Origin of the sequence: Streptomyces sp. So13.3 (genome assembly GCF_005860785.2) — a bacterium.
Lineage (GTDB): Bacteria > Actinomycetota > Actinomycetes > Streptomycetales > Streptomycetaceae > Actinacidiphila > Actinacidiphila fildesensis.
In genome coordinates this window covers 2,227,241-2,247,931 of sequence record NZ_CP048835.1, presented here as the reverse complement: position 1 = coordinate 2,247,931, position 20,691 = coordinate 2,227,241, and the positions used below count along the sequence as shown (strand labels likewise).

The 20,691-nt window shown below is 69.0% G+C and carries 12 protein-coding genes; 1 reads left to right on the top strand and 11 read right to left on the bottom strand.

What is annotated here, in order from left to right:
• Nucleotides 1-10 precede the first annotated feature (10 nt).
• The 7 genes from C8250_RS10220 to C8250_RS10190 all read right to left on the bottom strand — a co-directional run bounded on the left by C8250_RS10220 (nt 11) and on the right by C8250_RS10190 (nt 7,563).
• Entirely contained in the window at nt 11-952 is a 942-nt protein-coding gene (locus C8250_RS10220) for an aspartate/glutamate racemase family protein (protein WP_138353917.1), read from the bottom strand.
• 48 nt (nt 953-1,000) lie between these two features.
• On the bottom strand, nt 1,001-2,236 hold the full coding sequence (locus tag C8250_RS10215) for an ATP-grasp domain-containing protein (RefSeq protein ID WP_138353916.1): 1,236 nt from the start codon (nt 2,234-2,236) through the stop codon (nt 1,001-1,003).
• A 215-nt stretch (nt 2,237-2,451) separates the two neighbouring features.
• The gene (locus C8250_RS10210; protein ID WP_138353915.1) at nt 2,452-3,768 is read right to left on the bottom strand and encodes an MFS transporter; all 1,317 of its coding nucleotides are present in this window, start codon (nt 3,766-3,768) and stop codon (nt 2,452-2,454) included.
• Nucleotides 3,769-4,024: 256 nt separating this feature from the next.
• Entirely contained in the window at nt 4,025-4,459 is a 435-nt protein-coding gene (locus tag C8250_RS10205; protein ID WP_138353914.1) for a hypothetical protein, read from the bottom strand.
• Nucleotides 4,460-4,492: 33 nt separating this feature from the next.
• Nucleotides 4,493-6,241, bottom strand: coding sequence for a hypothetical protein (locus C8250_RS10200; protein WP_138353913.1), 1,749 nt, complete (start codon nt 6,239-6,241; stop codon nt 4,493-4,495).
• Nucleotides 6,242-6,320: 79 nt separating this feature from the next.
• Complete coding sequence (locus tag C8250_RS10195) at nt 6,321-6,767, bottom strand: hypothetical protein (RefSeq protein ID WP_138353912.1); 447 nt, start codon at nt 6,765-6,767, stop codon at nt 6,321-6,323.
• Between the two features lie 112 nt (nt 6,768-6,879).
• Nucleotides 6,880-7,563 (bottom strand): C39 family peptidase, encoded by a 684-nt coding sequence (locus C8250_RS10190; protein ID WP_164294265.1) that lies wholly within the window; start codon nt 7,561-7,563, stop codon nt 6,880-6,882.
• Between the two features lie 278 nt (nt 7,564-7,841).
• Between C8250_RS10190 and C8250_RS10185 the strand changes: the two genes are divergently transcribed.
• The gene (locus C8250_RS10185; protein ID WP_138353910.1) at nt 7,842-11,606 is read left to right on the top strand and encodes a helix-turn-helix domain-containing protein; all 3,765 of its coding nucleotides are present in this window, start codon (nt 7,842-7,844) and stop codon (nt 11,604-11,606) included.
• A 304-nt stretch (nt 11,607-11,910) separates the two neighbouring features.
• Here C8250_RS10185 and C8250_RS10180 read toward each other — a convergent pair whose 3' ends face one another.
• Genes C8250_RS10180 through C8250_RS10165 form a run of 4 tightly spaced genes read right to left on the bottom strand, consistent with a single transcriptional unit; the run spans nt 11,911 to nt 20,352 of the window.
• Nucleotides 11,911-13,173, bottom strand: coding sequence for a TIGR02679 family protein (locus C8250_RS10180; RefSeq protein WP_138353909.1), 1,263 nt, complete (start codon nt 13,171-13,173; stop codon nt 11,911-11,913).
• Nucleotides 13,170-17,402, bottom strand: coding sequence for a TIGR02680 family protein (locus C8250_RS10175; RefSeq protein WP_138353908.1), 4,233 nt, complete (start codon nt 17,400-17,402; stop codon nt 13,170-13,172). The genes C8250_RS10180 and C8250_RS10175 overlap by 4 nt, the downstream gene beginning before the upstream one ends.
• Nucleotides 17,399-18,727 carry a TIGR02678 family protein gene (locus tag C8250_RS10170; protein WP_138353907.1) on the bottom strand — a complete coding sequence of 443 codons (1,329 nt, stop codon included), beginning with the start codon at nt 18,725-18,727 and terminating at the stop codon, nt 17,399-17,401. The genes C8250_RS10175 and C8250_RS10170 overlap by 4 nt, the downstream gene beginning before the upstream one ends.
• On the bottom strand, nt 18,724-20,352 hold the full coding sequence (locus C8250_RS10165) for a TIGR02677 family protein (RefSeq protein ID WP_138353906.1): 1,629 nt from the start codon (nt 20,350-20,352) through the stop codon (nt 18,724-18,726). The genes C8250_RS10170 and C8250_RS10165 overlap by 4 nt, the downstream gene beginning before the upstream one ends.
• Nucleotides 20,353-20,691: the final 339 nt, after the last annotated feature.

Sequence of the window (20,691 nt, the reverse complement as noted above, 5' to 3'; positions counted from 1 at the left end):
CGTCGGCAAGTCAATGCTGATGACTGGCGATGACGCGCTGGTCCGGTGGCGGCCGCCCGCCTTCCACCCCGGGGCTTACGGGCGACAGCCGGGAACCGGGTGGCGTGAGGTGACGAGAAGCCTGGTCCGTGCCGTCGAGGAACGGCCGCGCGGTAGCCACGCCGGACGTCACCAGGAGCTCGCGGGAGACTGGCGCCCCATCGGCCAAGGCGGCCCCCAACGGATAGGTCCGGGCGGCGGCCGGCAGAACTCCCTCGCGGCCACTGAGCAGCACCTTCACCTCACTACGGCAGTTGGAGGAGCTGTTCATGGCCGCCAGCCGTCGCAGGGTCTGTCTCGCCACGGCTTCCGCGGTGTCGTACAGCGTCGTGTGGGTGGGCAGACGCGCGCGAATCCGGTCGGCCACTAGGGGGTAGTGGGTGCAGCCCAGGACGACGGAGGTGCAGTAACCGGGCGTCCGGGCCACGGCATAGGCGATCGCGGCGTCGATCGCAGCCGTCCCGCCCCGGTCGATGGCCTCGGCCAGAGCTGGGCATGCCACGCGCGCGACGGTCTGGTCGGGAGCGAACTCACTGATCAACCGCTCCTGGTACGGACTCGCCGTGGTGGCCTCGGTCGCCCAGACCGCGAACGGCGCGCCGGTGACCGCCGCCGGCTTCACCGCAGGAACAGTGCCGATGACCGGGACAGCGGGTTCGAACTCGGCGCGCAGTACTTCCAGCGCGGTGACGCTGGCGGTGTTGCACGACAGTACGAGCGCCTGGGCGCCCAACCTGACGGCGTGCTCGGCAGCCCGGAGGACCCGGTTCGCGATGAACGCCGCTGAGCGCGGGCCCCAGGGCGCGCCGTCGGGGTCAAGGAGCAGAATGACCTCGCGCTCGGGGTCCATGTGCCTGATCCAACCCGCGGTGGGCAGCAGGCCGAGCCCGGAATCGATCAACCCGATGGTCATCGTAGGTCCTTGCTCTCCCTTCTCGATTGCTACGGACGGTGGGTCGGGCTACAGACCGGGGAGCCCCACGGGTGATTCGATCTCGATCTCCAAGGCGTCGACGCATGCGTCCAGGCGCCCGCGAAGCGCCTCCGGCGATGAGTCGAGCGCCACCACGTGCCCCAGACGCAGCATGAATGCTCGGGGCGGCAGGGCCACTTCCTGTCCGACCGTCACGTGCCAGCCGAGTTCGCACCAGAGCCGCTCGGCGTCCGCGGCGTGACCCAGAGCACGGACCGTGCCGTCATGCCGCGGGTAGACCATGCGGATGCCGGCCACGCGGTCGTGTGTCGGGGTGACCTCGACGGGCTCGCCGGTCAGCGAGGCGACGGTGAGGGCCACCAGGTTGACGCCGGTCGCCAGACTGGTCACGAACGGGATCTTGTCCCCGGCCAGGCGCGCGGCGACCTCGATCATTCGTGGCCCCGATGAGGTGAGCCTGAGCTCGGAGTGCGTCGCTCCGAAGGTGATCCCCAGTGCCCGGTGCGCCTCGACGACCACTCGCTCAACAGCGCTGTAGTCCGGATGCGCCGAGGGCCTGCGGCACGTGTGGCCGAGTTCCTCGAAGTATGGGGCGAACCCCACCTCCTTCTCGGTCAGACCGCAGATCTGGACGCGACCGTCCTGCGACACCGCCTCCACACTGATCTCCGGGCCGTCGAGGTACTCCTCGACGAGCACACCGGGAAGGGCAGTGACCCGGGCGTCCCGCGCGCTCGCCGCCAACTCGAACCGGGACCGCAACTGCTGCTCGTCCTCGACCCGGACCACGCCGCGACTGCCGCCCAGATTCCGCGGCTTGACGACGACGGGATAGCCGATGAGCGCGGCGGCCTCCACCGCCTCTTCGGCGGTCAGGGCGAGGATGCTCCGGGCCGACGGCACGCCGACGGCCCGGAACGCTTCGCGCATCAGACGCTTGTCCCGGCACATGGCCGCGGTCTGCGGCGACAGACCAGGCAGGCCGAGATCCGCGGCCACCTCCGACGCCACCTCGACTCGTGTCTCGTCGTACGTGAGTACGCCGTCGAACGGATCGGCGGCGTGCAACTCCTTCGCCAGGGCTCGTACCTGCTCGCGGTTCCCCAGGTCCACCTCGTGCACCGAGTCCACCAGAGGTACGGCCCAGTTCCGCTGCGGGGGGGATTCGATGAGATCGACCCGGACTCCCGCGTCGGACATGGACTCCAGGATGTACCTGCGGTACATCTCGTTGCCCGCGCTGAGAACCAACAGATGCTTCACGGCTTCTCTCCAGGTATGACATACAGGTATGGCGGGCAATACGGACTCGACACTCCACCGCCGGCTCGCGAACGGCACGGGCAGGCCGGTTGCGGGCCCGATTTCTCCAGGCTGACCCGGTGATCAAGTCGGTGCGCATGGCTTTTGACTGTCCATCAGGCCTCTGCCGCACGCTGGATCCAGATCAGGAGTCGTCGGTAGTGCGGCGGCGTTCGTCATCTTGCCTCCGCCCTCTCTCTCACATGTCGGTCGACGGGAGCCCCCGAATCCTGCCGATCGGCGCGGGCGTGTCCGCGCAGGCCGGCGAACCACACGACCACCGCCGTGGTGACCGCGAGCAGGCCGGATCCGATGAACACCGGTCGCGGGTCGCCGTGGTGAAGGCCGGTGAGAAGTCCCGCGAGCATGGCGCCCACGGGGCTCGCCGCCAGCGCCGTCATGCGGGCGGTGGCGGTGACCCGCCCGAGCAACTCGCGCGGCACCGTCTGCTGTCGGATGGTCCGGATGACGACGACCGCGAGGACCGCACAGGCGCACACGACGAGGTTGAGCGCGGCCAGAGGAACGACTGAGGCGGTCAGACCGATGGCGTCGAGGGCCATCCCGAGGCTGACGGTACTCAGGAAGACGAGCCAGAGTTGCCGTGCGGGTGTGGCCAGCCGGGATGCCAGGACGGCACCCGCTATCCCGCCCACACCGCCGCAGCCGACCACGACGCCTACCTCCGGGGCGCCGAGTCCGAGGATGTTGCACGCGTAGAAGGGGATGAGCGTCTCCACCGCGATGAACAGGTTGGCGGATGCCTGACTGCACGTTAAGAGAAGGATCAGCCGCGAGTTCCGCAGGTACCGCAGGCCTTCGGCCACATCCCGCCGCAGGCTCTTGAGAGCACTGCCGAGCGTTCGCGGCCGCGCGGCTCCCCGCAGCGCACTCCGGCCGCTGACCGCGTAGATCGTCACCAGCGACAGCAGATACGTGGCGGCGTTGCCGAACAGTGCGGTGTGCAGACCGACGGCAGCGGTCAGCACACCGAAGAGGCCCGGTCCCACCGCGAGTGAAGCCTGGTTGGTTGCCTCAAGCCAGGAGTTGGCCCGCACCAACCGTTCGCCCTGAGCGAGGTCGCGCACCGCGACGGCGAGCGCGGTGTCGAAGAAGACGCCGGCCCCCGAAGCCAGGAACGCCAGCACCAGCACCACCCACACCTGCAGATCTCCCGCGCGGGCGAGCAGTGCCAGGGTCAGGAAGACCGAGAACCGGATCGCGTCCATCATGATCATGATGACGCGCGGGTTGAAGCGATCGACGATCGCTCCGGCGATGAGACCGACCATCAGGTAGCCGATCGTGCGGGGCGCGGCCGCGAGCGCCGCGGCGAAGGCACTACGGGTGAGTCCCAGTACGACAAGAGGAAAGGCGAGGAAGGCCAGCCCATCGCCAAGGAGGGAGAAGACCTGCCCGCCGAAGAAGACAACGAATCGGGACTTCGAAGGGGAATCGGTTTCTTCGTCCGTCCGGCCGCTCGGAGCAGCCATGCCCCATACCTCCTGGTCGGTGTTGAGTGATTGGACAACTGACGCGGGACGGCCTGGCCGCTCACCACAGGGACGGATCGGCGCGACGACGTTCCTGGTCCGCACCGACCTGGACTTCCCCTTCCGTCGGAGAAGCTGACCCGGGCATACAGCTGTCCCAGGTCATTGGGCGGACAGCCGATGCACGCAGCGTGGAATGCGGTGTGGGCCAGGCCGTCAAGAACCGACCACCACGGCTAGGGGCTGCCGGGTGGGATCACCTGCAGCCGTCGTTGAACCTCCGGGTACCGATGTACAACTGGCCGGCGTCGTTCATGTCGACGGTCGAGCCCGTTGCCCGGACGGAGCCGACGGTGTTGCTGGCCCAGACGGCACGGCCGCTGCTGGTGTAGACGACGAAGTTTCCGTCGTTCTGGTAGGACGCGTAGGCGCCACCCGAGTTCTCGGTGTGGGTCGCCCAGCAGGCACCGAAGTGGCCGCCGTACTCGACGAGGTTGCCGTCGCTCTGCATGACCAGCCAGACGTGGCCGGTGCTGGTGTACCGCTCGATGGATTCCCCCGCGTTGAGGGTCTGGCCCCGATCGAGGTGGTCCGAGCCGGCTGCCGTGGCCGTGCCGGTGAGACCGATCATCGAGATGGCGGCGACTGCGCCGACAGTGAATGTCTTCGTGAGTGTCTGACGTATGTTCATGTCTGGTGTCCTTTCAGTTGGATTGTCCGTGCGTTATGACCATTGGCAGGATGGGCTTCTGGCTCCGGTGACCTGGGACGTGTAGCAGATTTCCATCGAGAACGCCGGAACCATGGCCGTGCGCGAATCCTGGCCCAGGTATTGCCACATCAGATTCCAGGCCGTGGTCGCGGTGTTGGTTCCGTCGCCGGTCGCGTGGTGGTCCCAGACGCCGATGTACGGGATGCCGCAGCCGCTGACGTAGGGGCAGCCGCTGGCGTGTGCTGTCGCGCCGTAGCGGGATATCAGCGCCCACTGCTTCGGCTGGTCGCTGTTGTAGATCTCCGGCTCCGCGCTCGCCCGGCCGACACCCTGGCTGATCCAGTAGATGTCCTCCATGCTCCAGCCGTTGTTGCAGGCATGGTTCACCCTGGTGTCGGTCGACATCGAGACCGGACATCCGTCGGCGGAACCGAAGTTCGTCAGCAGGCGGTACGTGCTGTCGTGGAAGGCCTGGACCCAGGCCCGGGTGGCGGCGATAGAACCGCTGAACCCTGGTTCCATGTCATTGGCGCCGTCGACCTGCGCCGTGCTGCCGATATCTCCGGACCGGGCCCGGAGCCAGTTGTCCACGTCGTTGACCACTCCGGCCCAGGCCCGGCCGGTGGCCGCGGTCACCGTGATGTCGTTGTTGGTGCCGATCCCGATGTTCACGAACGGGTAGTGGGTCCCGTGGTCCGGGAACACCGGCCGCACGCACCGGTGGTAGCCGGTCGCGTACGCCTCGACGTAGCTCTCGATGGCGCTGTTGCTGACGATGGTGCTCAGACCGGGAAGCTGCGTGCCGGAGCCATTGGAGGTCTGACCGCCGAACGCGAAGATGACGTAGCTGCTTTTGACGTAGTTGACGCTGTTGGCGACGTCAAGGTTGGCCTGGGTGCAGCCGAAGCCGTCCGCCATGGCGTTGTCCATGCTCTGGACGTAGAAGCTCCGGTCGGTGGCAGGTTTCGGGGGAGTGGTCGTCGTGGTGTCTCCGACGGGGATCGTCCCGCCGGGGGGTGTGGATCCGCCGGAGCACGCCGGGATGCTGTCGTAGGGGTCCTGGCGGGTCGAGACGTCGACCGCGGGCATATAGCCCCAGGCCCGGCGCGATCCCTGCCCCCCGACGACCCGGTCGCCCTGGGTGTAGTACCAGACGTCGTTGCCGCCGGCGTGCTGCGCGCCGTGGGCGTAGCAGACGAACCAACTGGTCGTGGAGTCCATGTAGCCGACCGTCGTGCTCGCATCGGGCCCGGCGTACAGGGCGGCGCCGGCGCGGCTGTGCGAGTACCAGTCCGCGGGCCAGTACTGTCCCGCGTAGTCGGTCTGCGACTCGTTGGACTGCCACATGTCAGGAGCGCACGCGGGCACCCCGGGAGATGGGTCCGTACTGGTCCACAGGTTGACCGCCGGCATGAAGCCCCAGGCCTGGCGGCCCTGCCACCCGGACGCGCTCCGGTCGCCCTGGGTGTAGTACCAGACGTCGTTGCCGCCGGCGTGCTGCTGCCCGTGCCGGTAGCACGAGAACCAGCTGTTGGTGCTGTCCATCCAGCCGACGAGTGTGCTGTTGTTGGCGCCGGCGTACAGAGGTGCGCCGCTGTCGTTCCCGCAGTACGACACACTGCTCCACGACTGCCCGGTGTTGGGGTCGGTATGGCTCTCCGAGCGCTGCGAACACGATGCCGCCGAGGCCGGCGCCGCGCCGGCGAGCAGACCCGCTGTCAGCATCACCAGGGCCAGCAGAAGCCGCAAGAAGCGTTTCATGGCATCCCTTCGTGAAATTGCGCACCACAGGGTGACGGGTGCGATGGGGTGGGCGGTCCAAGAGGTCGCCGGCCGCCGCTCAGCAGTCCGGCACGCCGGGTACCCGCTGCCAGTTGCCGCCCTGGACGAGGTAGGTCGCCGGCAGATAACCCCAGTAGCCGGGGCCGTCGTCGACGCTTTCGTCGGCGAGGGTGAACAGCCACCAGTCGTTCCGGTTCGCCGATCCGTCGGCGTTGTAGGTGACCGGGTTCTGATGCCCGATGTCCTGGCGCTGGCAGGTGTACCAATTGCTACCGGCATACATCCAGCTGTGCTGCGTGATGAGGGTCCGGCCGTAGACCGGGGCTTTCTGCCAGCTGTCGCAGTAGTAGACGGTGTCGACCACGTATCCCGACGGATACGTCTTCGGCTCGTAGCGGGCGGTGCAACTGCCCGACGTTGCACCGGCCGGGGTGACTGTCCCGACACACGCCGCCACGAGGGCCAGCATGGTGGCGCCGCATGCGGCAAGACGCGTCAGTTTCATGGGCGTTCCTCTCCTGGAGATCGATGTGAGGGGAAGCGGCTCAGTGACGCCCGACACGCCGAACGGAAGGTCGCGTACTGGGCGCACCGGCGCTGCTTCCGGTGGTGCACCGTCAGGCGGCGTAGCCCTTACCGCCGATGAGGGTCTCCAGGTCGTAGGTCGACATGGTCCACTGCCGGGGTACGTTGCCCCAGCTGGACCCACCGGCGCCTTCCGCGGCCGGGTCGTAGACGTAGACCGTGTCCCCGTTGTTGGCGTACCCGACGACCGTCACGTAGTGGAAGATCGTCCGGTTCTGGTTGGGATAGTTCGGCGGCGCCCCGGTGTAGCCGGCCGGGATCCACAGGTTCACCACCATGGGGTAGCCCCGGTCGATGTCGAACATCACGTCGTACTTGAAGAGGTTCCGCTGTGCCTGCGTCGGGTTCCAGTCGATGGTCTTGAACTCGTACCACCGGGTGTTTCCGGAATTGTTGAGTTCGGTTGCCACCTCCTGGGCGCTGTCCGTGCCGTCGCCGTCGGTCCCCATGTGATTGGCGTACGTCGTCTGGCTGTGCGGCGTGTAGCCGAGCCGGGACTGCAACGCCATCTGGACCGAGGCGGGGGCGCAGAAGTTGCCGTTCTCCTGCGGGTACCAGGAACGACCGATGAAGACGGTGCCGGGAAGGCCTCCGCCTGGTGGGTCGGCCAGGGCGGGTGAGGCCGGTGCGAGGACGGCGGCCAGCGCGCTGAACAGCACCAGGCCCATCATGGTGGCGCGACCTCGTGCGCGGCCTTGCTTGTTGCGTCGAAGCATGTTCACTCCCGTGTGACGTGTGGCGGACCGGGCTGGGCCTTCGTGCTTCGCCCTTGTCGTATGTGCCACAACCTCGCTCGCCTGGGGTTTGTGCGACAGGTGCGGGGGCGTCGGACAAACAACGCCGGACAAAGCAGGCGCGTTCTGGCGGGGGAAGGCCGTCATGATCCGGGGGCTCTAGCATGTCCAGGGGGTTCGTTGGGGCTCGTTGAAGTGGTCGTGTCGCGGTGCGCGTTCACGGCCGTTGGGGGGTTGTGGTGGGTCGTCTGGAGAAACCGGTGGATCCGGAGGCCGGCGAGGTTCAAGCGCTGGCCTGGCAGCTGCGGCAGCTGCGGCAGGGGGCCGGGAACCCGGGATATCGCCTGTTGGCCAAGCGGGTCCACTTCTCGGCGAGCACGCTGGCGGATGCCGCCAGGGGCGAGCGGCTCGCTTCGCTGGAGGTGGTGTTGGCCTACGCCGAAGCGTGCGGCGGTGACCGTGACGAGTGGCGGGCGCGATGGTCGGCGGCTGCGAAGGCTCGTGCGGCGGCCGGTACCAAGGAGTCCGGACACGACGACGAGGCAGGCGCGGGTGAGCGGGAGGCCTGCCCCTATCAGGGGCTGACGGTATTTCAGGCAGAGGAGGCGGCACGGTTCTTCGGCCGCTCGCAGCTGGTCGGGCGTTTGGTGGGCCGGGTCGAGCAGTTGTCGTTCGTCGCGCTGTTCGGGGCGTCCGGCAGCGGGAAGTCCTCGCTGTTGCGGGCCGGGCTGCTCGGTTCGATCGCCGCGCATCCGGAGGCGGCAGGGCGCTGGCGGATCCTGCTGATGACGCCGACCGCCCATCCGATCGAGGAATTGTCCGACCAGCTCGCGAAGTTGTCCGGCGCCGATGTGCACCGGATGTACGAGGATCTGTCGCAGGATCCGGCCGCTTTGGACCTCGCGATCCGCGGCGCCATGGCCACCGATCCGGAGGAGTGCCGGGCGCTGCTAGTGGTCGACCAGTTCGAAGAGGTGTTCACGCTGTGCACCGGCGAGGGCGAACGCGCACGGTTCATCGAGGCGCTGCTGGACGCGGCCCACGGCCCCGGACGCCGCACCACGGTGGTGCTCGGCGTGCGCGCGGACTTCCTGGCGCACCTCACCCAGCATCCCGGCCTGGCCGAGGCACTGGGAGACCAGGCGCAGCTGCTGGTCGGCCCGGTATCGGCCACCGACCTGCGGGAGATCATCGTCGGGCCTGCCGCTCATGCCGGGCTACGGGTCGAACCGGAACTGCTGGCGACGGTGCTCGCCGACGCCGCCGGGGAGCCGGGCGCGTTGCCGCTCGTCTCGCATGCCCTGCTGGAGACGTGGCGGCGGCGATCAGTGAACTCCCTCACCCTGGCGGGGTACCACGCCAGCGGTGGTGTGCGCGGAGCGATCGCCCAGACCGCCGAGCGGGTTCACGACGGGCTCAGCCCGGAGCAGCAGCAGATTGCCCGCAAGATCTTCCTGCGGCTCACCGCGCTGGGGGACGGCACCGAGGACACCCGGCGGCCCATCGTCCGCACCGAACTCGACGGCGTTGCGGATGCGCCGGTGGTCGCCGAGGTACTGGACCGGCTGGCCGGGGCCCGGCTGGTCGTGCTGGGGGACGGCACGGTGGAGGTGGCCCACGAGGCGCTGATCCGGGCCTGGCCCCGGCTGCACCGCTGGCTCACCGACGACCGGGCGAGCCTGCTCGTCCACCGCGGGCTCACCGAGGCCGCCCACGGCTGGCAGTCGTCGGACCGTGATGCCGGGGCGTTGTACCGCGGGGGCCGGCTGGCGGCCGCCCGCGCCTGGGTCCAGGAGCATCCCGGGAACCTGAACGAGTTGGAGGATGCCTTCCTCGCGGCGGGCAACGCCGCGGAACACGCGGAACACGCCAGCGCCCGGCGCCGCACCCGCCTGCTCAAGCGTCTCGTCATGGGCATGGCCCTGCTCATGACACTGGCCATGGTCAGCGGTTTCGTCGCCATGAGCCAGCGCACGGACGCCCGCCGTCAGCAGCAGGTCACGTTCGCCGATCAGCTCTCGCTGCGGGCCAGGAATCTGCTCGCCACCGATCCGGCTCTGGCCGGCCGGCTGGCGGTGGAGGCATACCGCTTGCACCCGGACACCGAAACCGGCGGCGGCCTGCTCAGCGCCGCCGCGGCACCCAGACCGGTCGTCCTCAACGCCGGTGGTCCGGCCGTCTACGCGCTGGCGTTCAGCCCGGATCACTCGGTGCTGGCCTCCGCGGCCGTCGACGGGACGGTCGGCCTGTGGGACCCGGTGCGGGGCGCCCTGATCGCCACGCTCGACGGGCACGCCGGACGCGTGATGGCCGTGGCCTTCAGCGGGGACGGGAACCGGCTCGCCTCCCTGGCGATCGCCGGGACGTCCGGATCCGTCACGGTCTGGGACACCCACACCCACCGCCAGGTGCGCCGGCTGGCCATCGACCACCCCGCCGCGGCCATGGCCTTCAGCTCCGACGGCGCGACGATCGCCGCCGGCACCGACACCGGCGGCATCGCCCTGTACGACCTCACTCACCCATCCGGTGCGCCGTCCGCAACACTGCGGAGCCACCAGCACACCGTGCTGTCCCTGGCGTTCAGTTCCGACCGTCAGTACCTCGTATCGGCGGCCGCGCAGGAAAGTCCCATCGTCTGGAACACGGCCACCGCAGCGGGCACCACCCTGCGCGGCGCCGATCATGTCGACTCGGTGGCGTTCGAGCCGTCAGGGCACCGCTTGGCGGCCGGGGCGGACGATCGAGGGGTGTATCTCTGGCTCGATGGCGACCTTTCGGCTCCGGCGACCTCCCTTCCCCTGCACGGTTCGTTCGGATGGGTGATCTCCGCTCCCGTCAACGACAAGATCGCGGTGGCGGACGAGAGCGGCACCGTCACCCTGCGGGACCTGCGGGGTGTCGAGCCCCCGCAGGCCTTCCGGGACCGGGGCCGCGTCGAGACGATGGCGGTGGCCCTGAGCCGCGACGGGTCGATCCTCGCCTCCGCCGGCTGGGACGGCGGCATCGTGCTGCACGACCTCCGCAACAAGCCGTTCGGCGGGTTCGACGCACAGGTCAACGATGTCGAGGTCAGCCCGGACGGACGCACGATCGCCTCGGCGGGCAGCGACGGATCCGTGCGACTGTGGGACGGCGCCGGGAAACCGGTCGGCGTGCTGGGAGATCAGCCCAACGGCGTGCAGGCGGTCGCCTTCAGCCCGGACGGTCACCTGCTCGCCGCGGTGTCCCGCAATCGCACCCTGACGATCTGGGACACCACCACCCGGCAGCCCGTCGGCCGGCCCGTCCAGATCCCCGCGGTCGGCGCCTCGACCGATGTGGCCTTCGGCCCTGGCGGCCGCTACCTCGCCGCGGCCACGCTCGGTCCTTATCTGTGGGACATGAGTCACCCGGCGTCGCCGGTTCCGGTGCCGCCCAAGAGCGCGCGCCTGGCCACGGCATTGGCGTTCAGCCCCGATGGGCGCCGCCTGCTGACCACCAGCGTCGGGGGATTCGTCAACGTTATCGACCTCGCGACCGGCGTCCAGGCAGACCGGTTCGACACCCACCAAGGCGTGGTGCAGGACCTGGCGGTCAGCCCGGACGGCACGACCCTCGCCACCGCCGGCGACAGCCGTACGATCAAACTGTGGGACACGGTGACCCACCGTCAGATCGCGGTGCTGAGCGGGCACAGCGCACCCATCCAGGTCCTCGCCTTCAGCCCGGACGGCCGCACCCTCGCCTCGGCCGGCGATGACCACACCGTAGTGACATGGGAGGTTGCCACCGGCCGCCGCATCGTCACCCTCACCGGCCACACCGGCACAGTCCGCGGCCTGGCCTTCACCGCCGACGGCGCCCTCGTCTCCGGCGGCCAGGACGGCAGGATCATCCGGTGGACCCTTGATCCCGCCGCGGCCATGACCCGCGTCTGCACCGTGGTCGAACGCGGCCTGAGCCGGGATGAATGGGCGGCATACCTTCCGTCCCTTCCGTACCGGCCAACCTGCGACCGCGTCAGCGGCGTCACATCGCGCTGACCCCGCCCATCGGCCGCAGTTGGCGCAGGGCGAGGATCCCTCCGATGCCGGGGAGCAGCGACAAGGCCGTGATGCGCGGGGTTCGGCGCGCACGCCCGGTTCAGGGCCGAGTACGGCGGCTGCTCGGAGCTCCCGCGCTCGGATGACTTGGCGGTTGTCTGAATGGAGGTGGGCGGACACGAACAAGGACAATGTGAATCGGCGGGTGCGGCTGAGTTTCCTCGGGTAGGGCGATGACCGGACGAGACTGTAGAGCCGAAGTCCGGCCGCACCAAATGGCTGGTGTGGGCGGGCGCGTGCGGGCTCAGCTCAGGTCCTCCACCAGTTGGTCGAGGGTGGCCTCCTCGTGGAGGGCGATGCTCAGTCCTTCCATGGTGGGCGCGAGGTCGGCGTCCCAGTCGGCATCGACCGGATGGCCTGACAGCGGAAGCCGGGGGACACCCTGGGCCTGGGTGCGGGCGGCGAGGCGTTCGTAGTCCTCGGCGTGCAGACGCCATGGATCCGCGTCGTAGCGGCGGGTGATCCGGTTGGCCAAGGCGATGCCCGGCCAGTCGAAGTCGCCGTGATAGGCGAAACGGCAGCCGGTGGCGGCGAGGGCGTCGAGGAGGGTGAGGGTCGCGGTGGAGGCGCTGCCTGACGTGCAGACGAGCGGTTGTGTGCAGGCGGCGTCCGCCGCGGCTTCCACCACGCGGGGGTTCTCGCAGATACGGATGAGCGTGCCGGGCGCCATGGTCAGCCGCAGGACGTGCAGGTCACGCAAGGTGAGGTGCGTTTCGGCGTAGTTCTTGGTCCGTTCTCGCAAGGCCCGTTCGCGCCAACTGTCGCCCTCGGGGCGCAGACCGTAGGCGAGGACAGTGCTGGAAACCTCGTCCGGGGTGACGCCGGCCAGCCGCCACAGGGCGCGGCGTCCGGCCGCATTGTCGGGCAGCTCGGCGCCATGGGCGAGGGCGATGCCTCGCTGGACGAGCCGCGCCAGCCAGGTGCCGTCGTCCAGTCCATGCGCGGACCCGGTTGCTTCCGCGGCGATCTCACCTCGGCCACGGACCCCCGCTCTCGCCGGTCCCAGTAGCAGAGCGAGGATCTGTACGGCCTGGTGGAGGGTGGCTACCGCGGCCTCAGGAGCCACGCCTCCGGGCACGCCTGATCGGCGGAGCCCGTCGTACCACTGCTGTGCCCAGTCCTCGCCGCCGAGAGCGGACGCGTCCAAGGACGTGGAGACCGAGGACCACATGTGTTCTCGCCGGGTTTCGGCCGCGGACCGGACGGCCCGGCGATCAGTGAGGGCCGGTCCGAGTACTTGGAGGGTATCCACCAGTCCGGTGCCGGCGGCCGAAGCCCGCAGACGTGCGTCCAGCTCGTCGAGCCGCACGGTGACCGTGGTGCTCGTGAGCGTCCTGCCGAGGAGTTGGGACAGAGCGGTCCGTTCCTGTGCGTTGAGGTTGGTTACCTTCAGCGATCCGATTGCCTGGAGGCCGTTGCTCTCCAGGCGTTTGCGCGTGCCGTTCCACAGCCGGTGGAGGTCGGGACCGGCCAGCCAGGTCCGTGTCTCGGCGGGCAGCGTGCTCATACGGACACCAGGCGCCGGTGGCGGCCGTTCCAGGTGTAGTGCAGGGTGGCCACGCCGCGTACATGAGGATCGCGCAGACACTCGTAGATGTGCAGGGACGGCACCTCGGGCCAATTGCCCATGAGTCGTTCGCTGGTCAGCACGAAGTCGAGATCGAGGTCGACGAGGATCCGGCCGAGCCGTCCGTGGGTGGGCTCGTCGACCTTGGCGAAGGCATCGTCGAGCAGGATCAACCGCGGTGCGTGCGGTGCGGATTCGCCGAGGGTGGTGAAGTGGGCGGCGGCCGCGGCGAAGAGTATGAGGTAGGAGAGCACGCGCTGCTCGCCCTGGCTGAGGCCGGTGCGGCTGGTCAGCCGGCGCTTGCGGCCCGGGGCTGCGTCCTCGACCACGAAGGTGTGGAAGCGGTACCAGTCACGGTAGTCCAACGCGGTACGCAGATGAGCGGCATAGCCGGCCGACGGGTCGGCCCTGCGGGCGTCCTCGATCCGTCGCTGCAGCACTTCCCGGAGCCGGTCGGTCTGCTCGCGTGTCCGGAGACCCGAGGGGCTGCGGAGCAGCTCGACGGCCGCACGCACGTCCGTGTCGACGTCCTCGTCGAGCTTCCATTGCAGCTCTACTCCGAGCCCGTGCGATGTGCGGACAGTCCTGAGCGTGGCGTTGAGCGCTGCCACCAGGTTGGCAGCGGTGATGACCTGTGTCGACAGGTGGTCGCCGAGTTCGCCGGCGAGAAAGCGCTGGAAGACCTCGCGTTCTCGCTCGGTGAGCCGGCCGCGGGCCTCGGCGGCCTGGGAGGCGATCCGCTCTCCCACTACGGCGACGTCATGGGAACCGTGGTCGTCCAGGAGGCGGCAGACCTTGATCCCGTCGCGCTCGTCCAGCTGTGCGTCATAGCCCCCGGCGAGCGCGTCACGCAGTACGTCGTACCGCCGCATCAGCGTGTTGTCGGACACGTCGTCGCCCGAGCGCTCCAGCCGCGCGTTGACCGCGTTCGCCAGTTCACGCAGGGCCCGGATTCCGGCACGGGCGTCCGCCGTGAGCAGGTCGGCGGAGCTCTCCGGCAGGCCTGTCCGGTCCCATCCGGCGCCGCGGAGGACCTCCGGGCGGGCGAGGGCCCCGCGCAGGGCGTTGCCGGCGTCGATCACCGCGGACTCCTGGCGGGCCAAGTCCTCGCGAAGTCCCTTCTCCGCTTCCTCGGCTCGGGCCCGGCTCTCCCGAAGTTCATCCATGGTGTGCTGGGCCTTGGGGAGGGCACCCAGTGCCGCCGTGGTCCGTTCCTTCGCCGCTTCCTCCCGGGTCAGGATCTCGCTTTCGGCCGATCCGACGGCTTCTTCGAGGGTAGCCAGCTCCCTGCGGGCCGGGCGGAGTGCGTCGAGCCGGGACTGGTAGTCACCCTGCGCCCGGAGACGGTCCGCGTATGCCTTCTCGTACGCCTCCAGTGCGGATAGCTCGGTGCCGGATCTATTGATCGTGCCGTGGACCGCTCTGGACAGCCGCACGAGGCCACTGTGCACGGTCGCCAGCGCGGTGTCGATGCGTTCCAGGGCCTCGGTGCCGGTGGGCAGGTCGTTCGCGGTCGCGGCGGCTTCGGCCGCGGCGCGAGCTCTCGCTGCGCGGGTGCGGGCCCCCTCTGCCGTGCGGGCGGCCGTCGACGCCTTACTGGTCAGGACTTGGAGGTCGGACTCCCTGCCGTTGGCTTCGTTCCAGGCGCTGGAGAGCAGGCGGGAAGGGGGGAATCTCCGCAGCGCGTCCGCCAGGGACCGGCGTTGGGCATTGAGGCGATCCAGTTCTCGGCGTTCGCCGGTGAGCTGTTGAGCGGCCTCCGCGAGCCGGACGTCAAGTTCGGCCAGCTTGCGGCGACGGGTTTCGGCGCGGGTGGCGGCTCCCACGAACTCGGCCGCGGGCTTGAGGTGCCGCCCTCTGAGTGCGCCGAGACGCCAACTGCCGTCGACCTGGACCGCGCTGGCCGCCGCGGTCTCGTAGGCCGGGGCCAGAGCGATGGAGGACAGGACCCGGTCGACGAGTTCAGCTGTGACACCGGTCTGGGCCGGTACGACTGGGCGCAGGGCGGCTGCCAGGGTGGGGCCCTCCGGCACCGCCGCACGCGAGTCGAGGAGGGTGTCGAGGGTGCCCGGATCGAGGACCGAGCCGTCGGCGCTGATCCAGGCGTCCAGGAGCCCGCTGGCCTCCAGCGCTGCTTCCAGATGTGCTCGCTCGGTCGTGGACAGTTCCTCGGTGAAATCCACCAGCTGGTAGAAAGGCGCCCCACTCCCCGCGGTGCGGTCAGCGGCGCGGTGGGGAGGGACCGGGGGCTCCGGGTCGGTCTGCCGCTCCCAGGCCCGCCGCTGCTGCTCCAGATCCTTGTACGAGACAGTTAGCTGATGGACCGCCAACGCGGCATGGTCCCGCTGATCGGAAAGCCACTGGCCGTACGGGTCGAGGACGAGGTGAGCGGCTTGTCCGGCTTCCGTGTCGATCTCCGCGGGAAGCGTTCGGTCCGCGAAGGGCGCGTCCGGTGCGGTCTCGCAGACGATCGCCTCCAGAACGGGGTCGAGAGCTGGGCAGCCGGGGGCGAGCGCTGAGATGACGTGCTCAGCCCAGTCGGTGACCTCGCGTGCGTAGGAGACGCTGGTGGCAACCACCTGCGTGCGGGCATGCTCCAGTCGGCCGGCGACGTCCTCCATCTCCGTCTCCAGCCTTTCCCGTTCGGCATCCGCAAGCGAGGCTTCCGCTACTGCTTCGCGGGTGTGCGCGGAGAGCCGTTGTACCTCCTTGACCATACGAGAGCGGTTCTTGGCCACCGACTGGCCACCTTCCAACTGCGCACGCCATGCGTCCAGGGCCCGCGCGGTGGCTGCCGTGTCGGCAGCGATGACGCGTTGATGTCGCACGGTCTGCGTTTCGCCGTCAGGGTCCGCCACCTCGACGCTCTGTGAACCGGCGATGTCGGTACAGCGCAGAGAGACGGCCTCGCCGAGGTGGCCCGTGGGCAGGCCGGCTCTCTCGGCCTCAGGCATCAGTTCCCGGTGCTCGGTAGCCAGTTCCGCGAGACGCTCCGCCATGCGGCCTACGTCGTCGGACAGCCGTCCGGCCGCGCCCTGTTCGGCACCATGCGCGGTCAGCACGGTGGTGTGCGTGGCCGCGGCCGCGGTGTACAGGGCCGCCACAGTGTCACGGCGCTCTGACAGTTCCTGCACGCTGCGATAGCCGTCACTCGCATGCAGTGCGGCGAGTTCGGCCTGTGCGGCTTCTTGATCCTCCTTGACCGCGGACAGCCGTGCGTCGGCTTCGGCTTCGCGTCCTTTGAGGTCGCTGGTCCTCTTCGCCGCGTCTCCGGTCCTGCGCCGCCACTCGGTGAGGACATCCAGCTCGTGACTCACAGCTGCTGAAGCCCTGCGCAGGACCCCTGTCAGGTAACCGCGGTAGCCGGTGAGGAAGGCCCCAAGCGCCGCATCGGTCCTTTCCAGCCTGCCCAGTTCATCGCGGACGGCGTCCAGGTCATGGAGGTTGCGCGCGACCTTCTCCACGACCTCCTCGTCCAGTCCTGGCAGCGTTTCGCTCAGGAGCGAGACCAGCCCGCCGGATTCGATGCGGTCCCCGACCGTGGGTCGGCGCAGACGGTGGAGGAGTTGCGTGAGGTTGCGGAAGCGTGTCGAATCGGTGATCCCGAACAGCTCGCGGGCGACACGGGCCCGGTGTTCGACAGCGCGCTCCGTGACGTTCGCGGCGCCGATCGACTCCTTCAGCTTGTCGACCGGCAGCGGTTTGCCCGCCTCCACCAGATGAAGGTCCTCACCCACCCGGAGCGGAGTCACGAAGAATGCCGGGACGGCCCTCTTCGTCGATTTCGACGCTCGAACGGCCGCGCCGATGGTGAGATACCGGTCCCTACCGTCGGCTGCTGCCATGCGGAATTCCACCCAGAGGTACCCCAGGCGATTGGTCTGCTCGAAGCCGTCCAGCATCAACCACACCAGCGTGGTCCGGCCGGTGCCCGTGGCGTCGAGAGCTCGCGCATCACCGTCGAGCAGATACGGCAGCAGCATCTCCAGGGCCTTGGACTTGCCCGCGCCGTTCTTACCGCGCAACAGCAGCCTGCCGTCTCCGAACGCGAACTCCTGCTCGTCGTACTGCCACACGTTGCGGATACCCGCGCGGTGCAGCCGGAACCGGGAGGCGGCTTGCGTGGCGGCACGCTGCATGGGAACGGGAGCGCTGAAGTCGGTGGTCATAGGGGAAGCTCCTGTTGTCCGTCGGCCTCGGAGGTCGAACCTGGAGCGGTTCGTACGGTGACATGGGTGGCGTATCTGGCCGCACCGGCGAGCAACATCAGGCCGCTGCCGCTGCCGCTACGGGTACCTGCGACATCGGTGACGGCACGGCCTTCGGGAACGGCCTCGTCGTACCCCTCCGGCAAGCCCCGTCCTGCGGAGCGGAGCGAACCGTCGCGTGCCACGAGCCGCATCCGGATCAGCAGATCCACTACGGATGCCCGAAGCGCCGGCGGATCATCGACCAAGTCGCGCTTCCAGTTGCTGCGGTGCCCATACGCCGCCACGAGTTCTGCAAGGACCTCTTCCATCAGTCCGTCCGGAATCGCCACACCGACGACGAGGCGGCCCCCAGTCGCGGGATGACCCGGATCTTCCGGACGCAGCTGCTCGACCAAGCGCTCCAGGAGAAGGAGTGCGGCCTGCGCGAGTGTTCCGCTACCGGGCAGGTGCAGGTCGGACAGCTCGTCCTCGGGATCCACCAGCGCTGCGCCTTCCGCTCGGATCTCGGTCTCCAGGCCCAGGAGTTCGGAGAATGCCTGGGCTTCACGGCGCTGCCGGGTGCGGAGCCAGTCGCGCTCGGCGTCGGTCAGCTCGTCAAGGTAGACGACCGGCGTCTCCACCAGCATCCGGCGCACATAGGTACGGGCTCCGCCGAACCCAGGATCCGCAGCCCGGCGCACAAGATCGGTGCCGCTCCTGCTCTGCGCGAGCGGCCCGGACACCACAGCGCGAGCGATCTCCCGGTCCACCGAGATCAGTGCCTCGCCGCTGTCGTCCTGCTCGACGGCAGCCACGCTTCCCTCGGTTTCGGTCAGGACGCCCCAGTCGACCAGCTGCCGCAGCGCGGCCGCCAGCGTCCGTTTCTGCGCTGTCCGGCCGGCGTCCTCCCATTCCACGCCCGCATCGGCCGCTGCGGCTTTGATGTCGGCGACCAGTTGCGACAGCAGAACCTGCTCGGGCGCCGTCACCAGCACGGACAGGGCCAGGGCCAGGCATGCGTAAGTGCGCGGTGTGAATGCTGTACCGCTGGAGCGCTCCAGTTGGTGCCCCGCACCGGCGCCCAGGCCCGCTTTGAACAACCGCGCGTACGACGTATCGACCAGGAGCCGATAGCCGAGAACATGCTGGAACCGTTTGGTGAGCCAGTCGGCGTGTCGACGGATCAACGGAAACAGGTCGGCGTGCGGACCGTCCGAGGTCAGCAGCGGGTAGGCGAGCAGCAGCCGGCCCGCGCTGCGGCGCTCCGCGGCCAGCGCTACATCGTGGGCCGAAGGGAGCGTCACGAGGCGCTCACCCGCGCCTCGCCGCTCGGTGCCAGGCCGGCAATGCCCTCGACCGTGAGTTCCAGTTCATCCAGCGTCAGCTCGCCGTCGGCCGAGTGCAGTACGGTCCCACCTCCCGGGATGCGCCGGACCGTGAGGCGGACGCCGAGTTCCGCATCCTCGCTGCACGCGGCGTCCAGGGTGAAGTCGCGCTCCTGCTCCGGCGTCCAGGCCTCGGCGCGGTGAAGCTGCGCATTGCCCAAGGCCGTGGCCAGCAACTCGAGCAGCAGCGATAGCGCGGCCGATGTGAGCCGTATGTGCTCGAAGCGACCGGAGGAACTGCGTAGCTCGTCCGCAGCGGCACGTCTGTCATCCGCCTGCTGCCGCGCCGCCCGCTGAAGGCGCTCCTTCTGTTCGGAGTGGTCCTCCACCGCGGACGCCCGGCCCCGCTGGGCACGATTGCCCCGCTCGCGCAGTGCCACCGGAACCTCGACCACCGGACCGGTCCACCAGCTGGTGTATGCGGGCACCACCTCGTCCGTGGCCGGCGGAATGCCCAGATGCCGGGCGCTGTACAACCCGAAAGCCGCGACGGCGATGTCATGGGCGTCTTCCGGAGCGGCTTCGTCGAACCACCGTGCAAGCCGCAGCAGGTCCTTGCGCCGAGACATCTCTCCGGATGCCGAGCGCAGCATCCGTTTGGCGTTGGCGAGCAGCGATTGCAACGCACGCAGGGTGGCATCACGCAGCTGATCAACCTGGCTTCCCCGCCCCTCGACGTCGGTGAACCAGCCGCGTAGTCCCTCCCAGTCGGCCGGCTCGCGGCCCCGGCTCCGCTGCACCCGCGTAGCCAACTGGCCATCCGCGCCATGGGGAACTCCCGAGAGCCCGCGGGTGTGGGAATCGAGACGTTGCAGGAGGGCGGGTAGGTGGGGCCAGAGTCTGTCGAGGACTGCTGCGATACGGGGCGCCCGGAAGGACACGTCCTCTGTGATCGCCTCGACATAGTCGAGCAGTAGCTCCTTGAAGCCCTGGTACTCGGCGCTGTCGAGGTCGTAGCGCGCGAGTACTTGCCCGAGGTAGGCGTAGAAGTCCCGGATGGAGTCGGCGAACTCCGTGAACTGCACGAAGATTGTGCTGACGCGTTCCAGCGCTTCCTGCGGCTCTGCTCCGCCCGGTTTCCGGATCAGTTCGTCAAGTTCACGCAGCCCGCGCTCGACGAGGGCCAGCAGCTCACTGCTCACCTCGCGAGCGGCATCGGCTCCGGCGAGCACGTCGTCAGCATCCCGTTGAATGCGTTCGCCCAGCTTCGACAGCTGGTACCGGGAACGGGCGCGCTGGTACTCGGAGATGCTCGACGCCTTCACCGTGTGCGTACTGGGAAGGAGATTCCCCCACTTCGCCAGCTGGTCCAGCCGGGTTGTCAGCGTCTCCGCGTTCAGGTGCGCCGCCGGCCCGTCGGCGTCGACGAGTCTGTCCAGCACATCAGGTACGGCCAGATCCGCCAGCAGGGTCCCGCAGAAGACCCGCATGATCGCGACATGCTCCAGCCGTTCCGGTGCGCTCAGATAGGCATAGGCGGTCAGCCGCTGCCATGCTCCGTCGCGTTCGCCCTCCGACGTGGGCTCTTGTGGTGATTCCTCCATGAACACGAGGCTACGCAGGACTACTGACAGCGGGAGGCGGTTCTGGGTCTTCGTGCTCGTGCTCCGGCTCCTGGAGCAGGTGGCCGGGTGAATTGCCCCAACGCAGATTGGTGGAGCGCGCCTGACAGTCCGCGCGGCAGTGACCTGCGGCGTCGTCCCAAAGGTTTGAGTTGCACTGTCTTTCCTGGGACGCACCGGGTGGAGGTCCAGTACTTGGGTAGCTCGGCAGTTGTCCTGACGGAGTTCCGCGGACACCAACCGCGACCATCCGCGGCGCCAGGTGCGGCTGTCCTTCCTGGGCCGAGCGGGAGCGCTCACGTTGCGCGCATCTGCGGGCCG

What these genes read in the sequence shown, in the direction of transcription:
- C8250_RS10180 (WP_138353909.1), bottom strand. Translation starts at nt 13,173, where the DNA reads ATGAGCACGCTGCCCGCCGAGACACGGACCTGGCTGGCCGGTCCCGAC.
- C8250_RS10175 (WP_138353908.1), bottom strand. Translation starts at nt 17,402, where the DNA reads ATGACCACCGACTTCAGCGCTCCCGTTCCCATGCAGCGTGCCGCCACG.
- C8250_RS10195 (WP_138353912.1), bottom strand. Translation starts at nt 6,767, where the DNA reads ATGAAACTGACGCGTCTTGCCGCATGCGGCGCCACCATGCTGGCCCTC.
- C8250_RS10165 (WP_138353906.1), bottom strand. Translation starts at nt 20,352, where the DNA reads ATGGAGGAATCACCACAAGAGCCCACGTCGGAGGGCGAACGCGACGGA.
- C8250_RS10190 (WP_164294265.1), bottom strand. Translation starts at nt 7,563, where the DNA reads ATGCTTCGACGCAACAAGCAAGGCCGCGCACGAGGTCGCGCCACCATG.
- C8250_RS10220 (WP_138353917.1), bottom strand. Translation starts at nt 952, where the DNA reads ATGACCATCGGGTTGATCGATTCCGGGCTCGGCCTGCTGCCCACCGCG.
- C8250_RS10210 (WP_138353915.1), bottom strand. Translation starts at nt 3,768, where the DNA reads ATGGCTGCTCCGAGCGGCCGGACGGACGAAGAAACCGATTCCCCTTCG.
- C8250_RS10205 (WP_138353914.1), bottom strand. Translation starts at nt 4,459, where the DNA reads ATGAACATACGTCAGACACTCACGAAGACATTCACTGTCGGCGCAGTC.
- C8250_RS10200 (WP_138353913.1), bottom strand. Translation starts at nt 6,241, where the DNA reads ATGAAACGCTTCTTGCGGCTTCTGCTGGCCCTGGTGATGCTGACAGCG.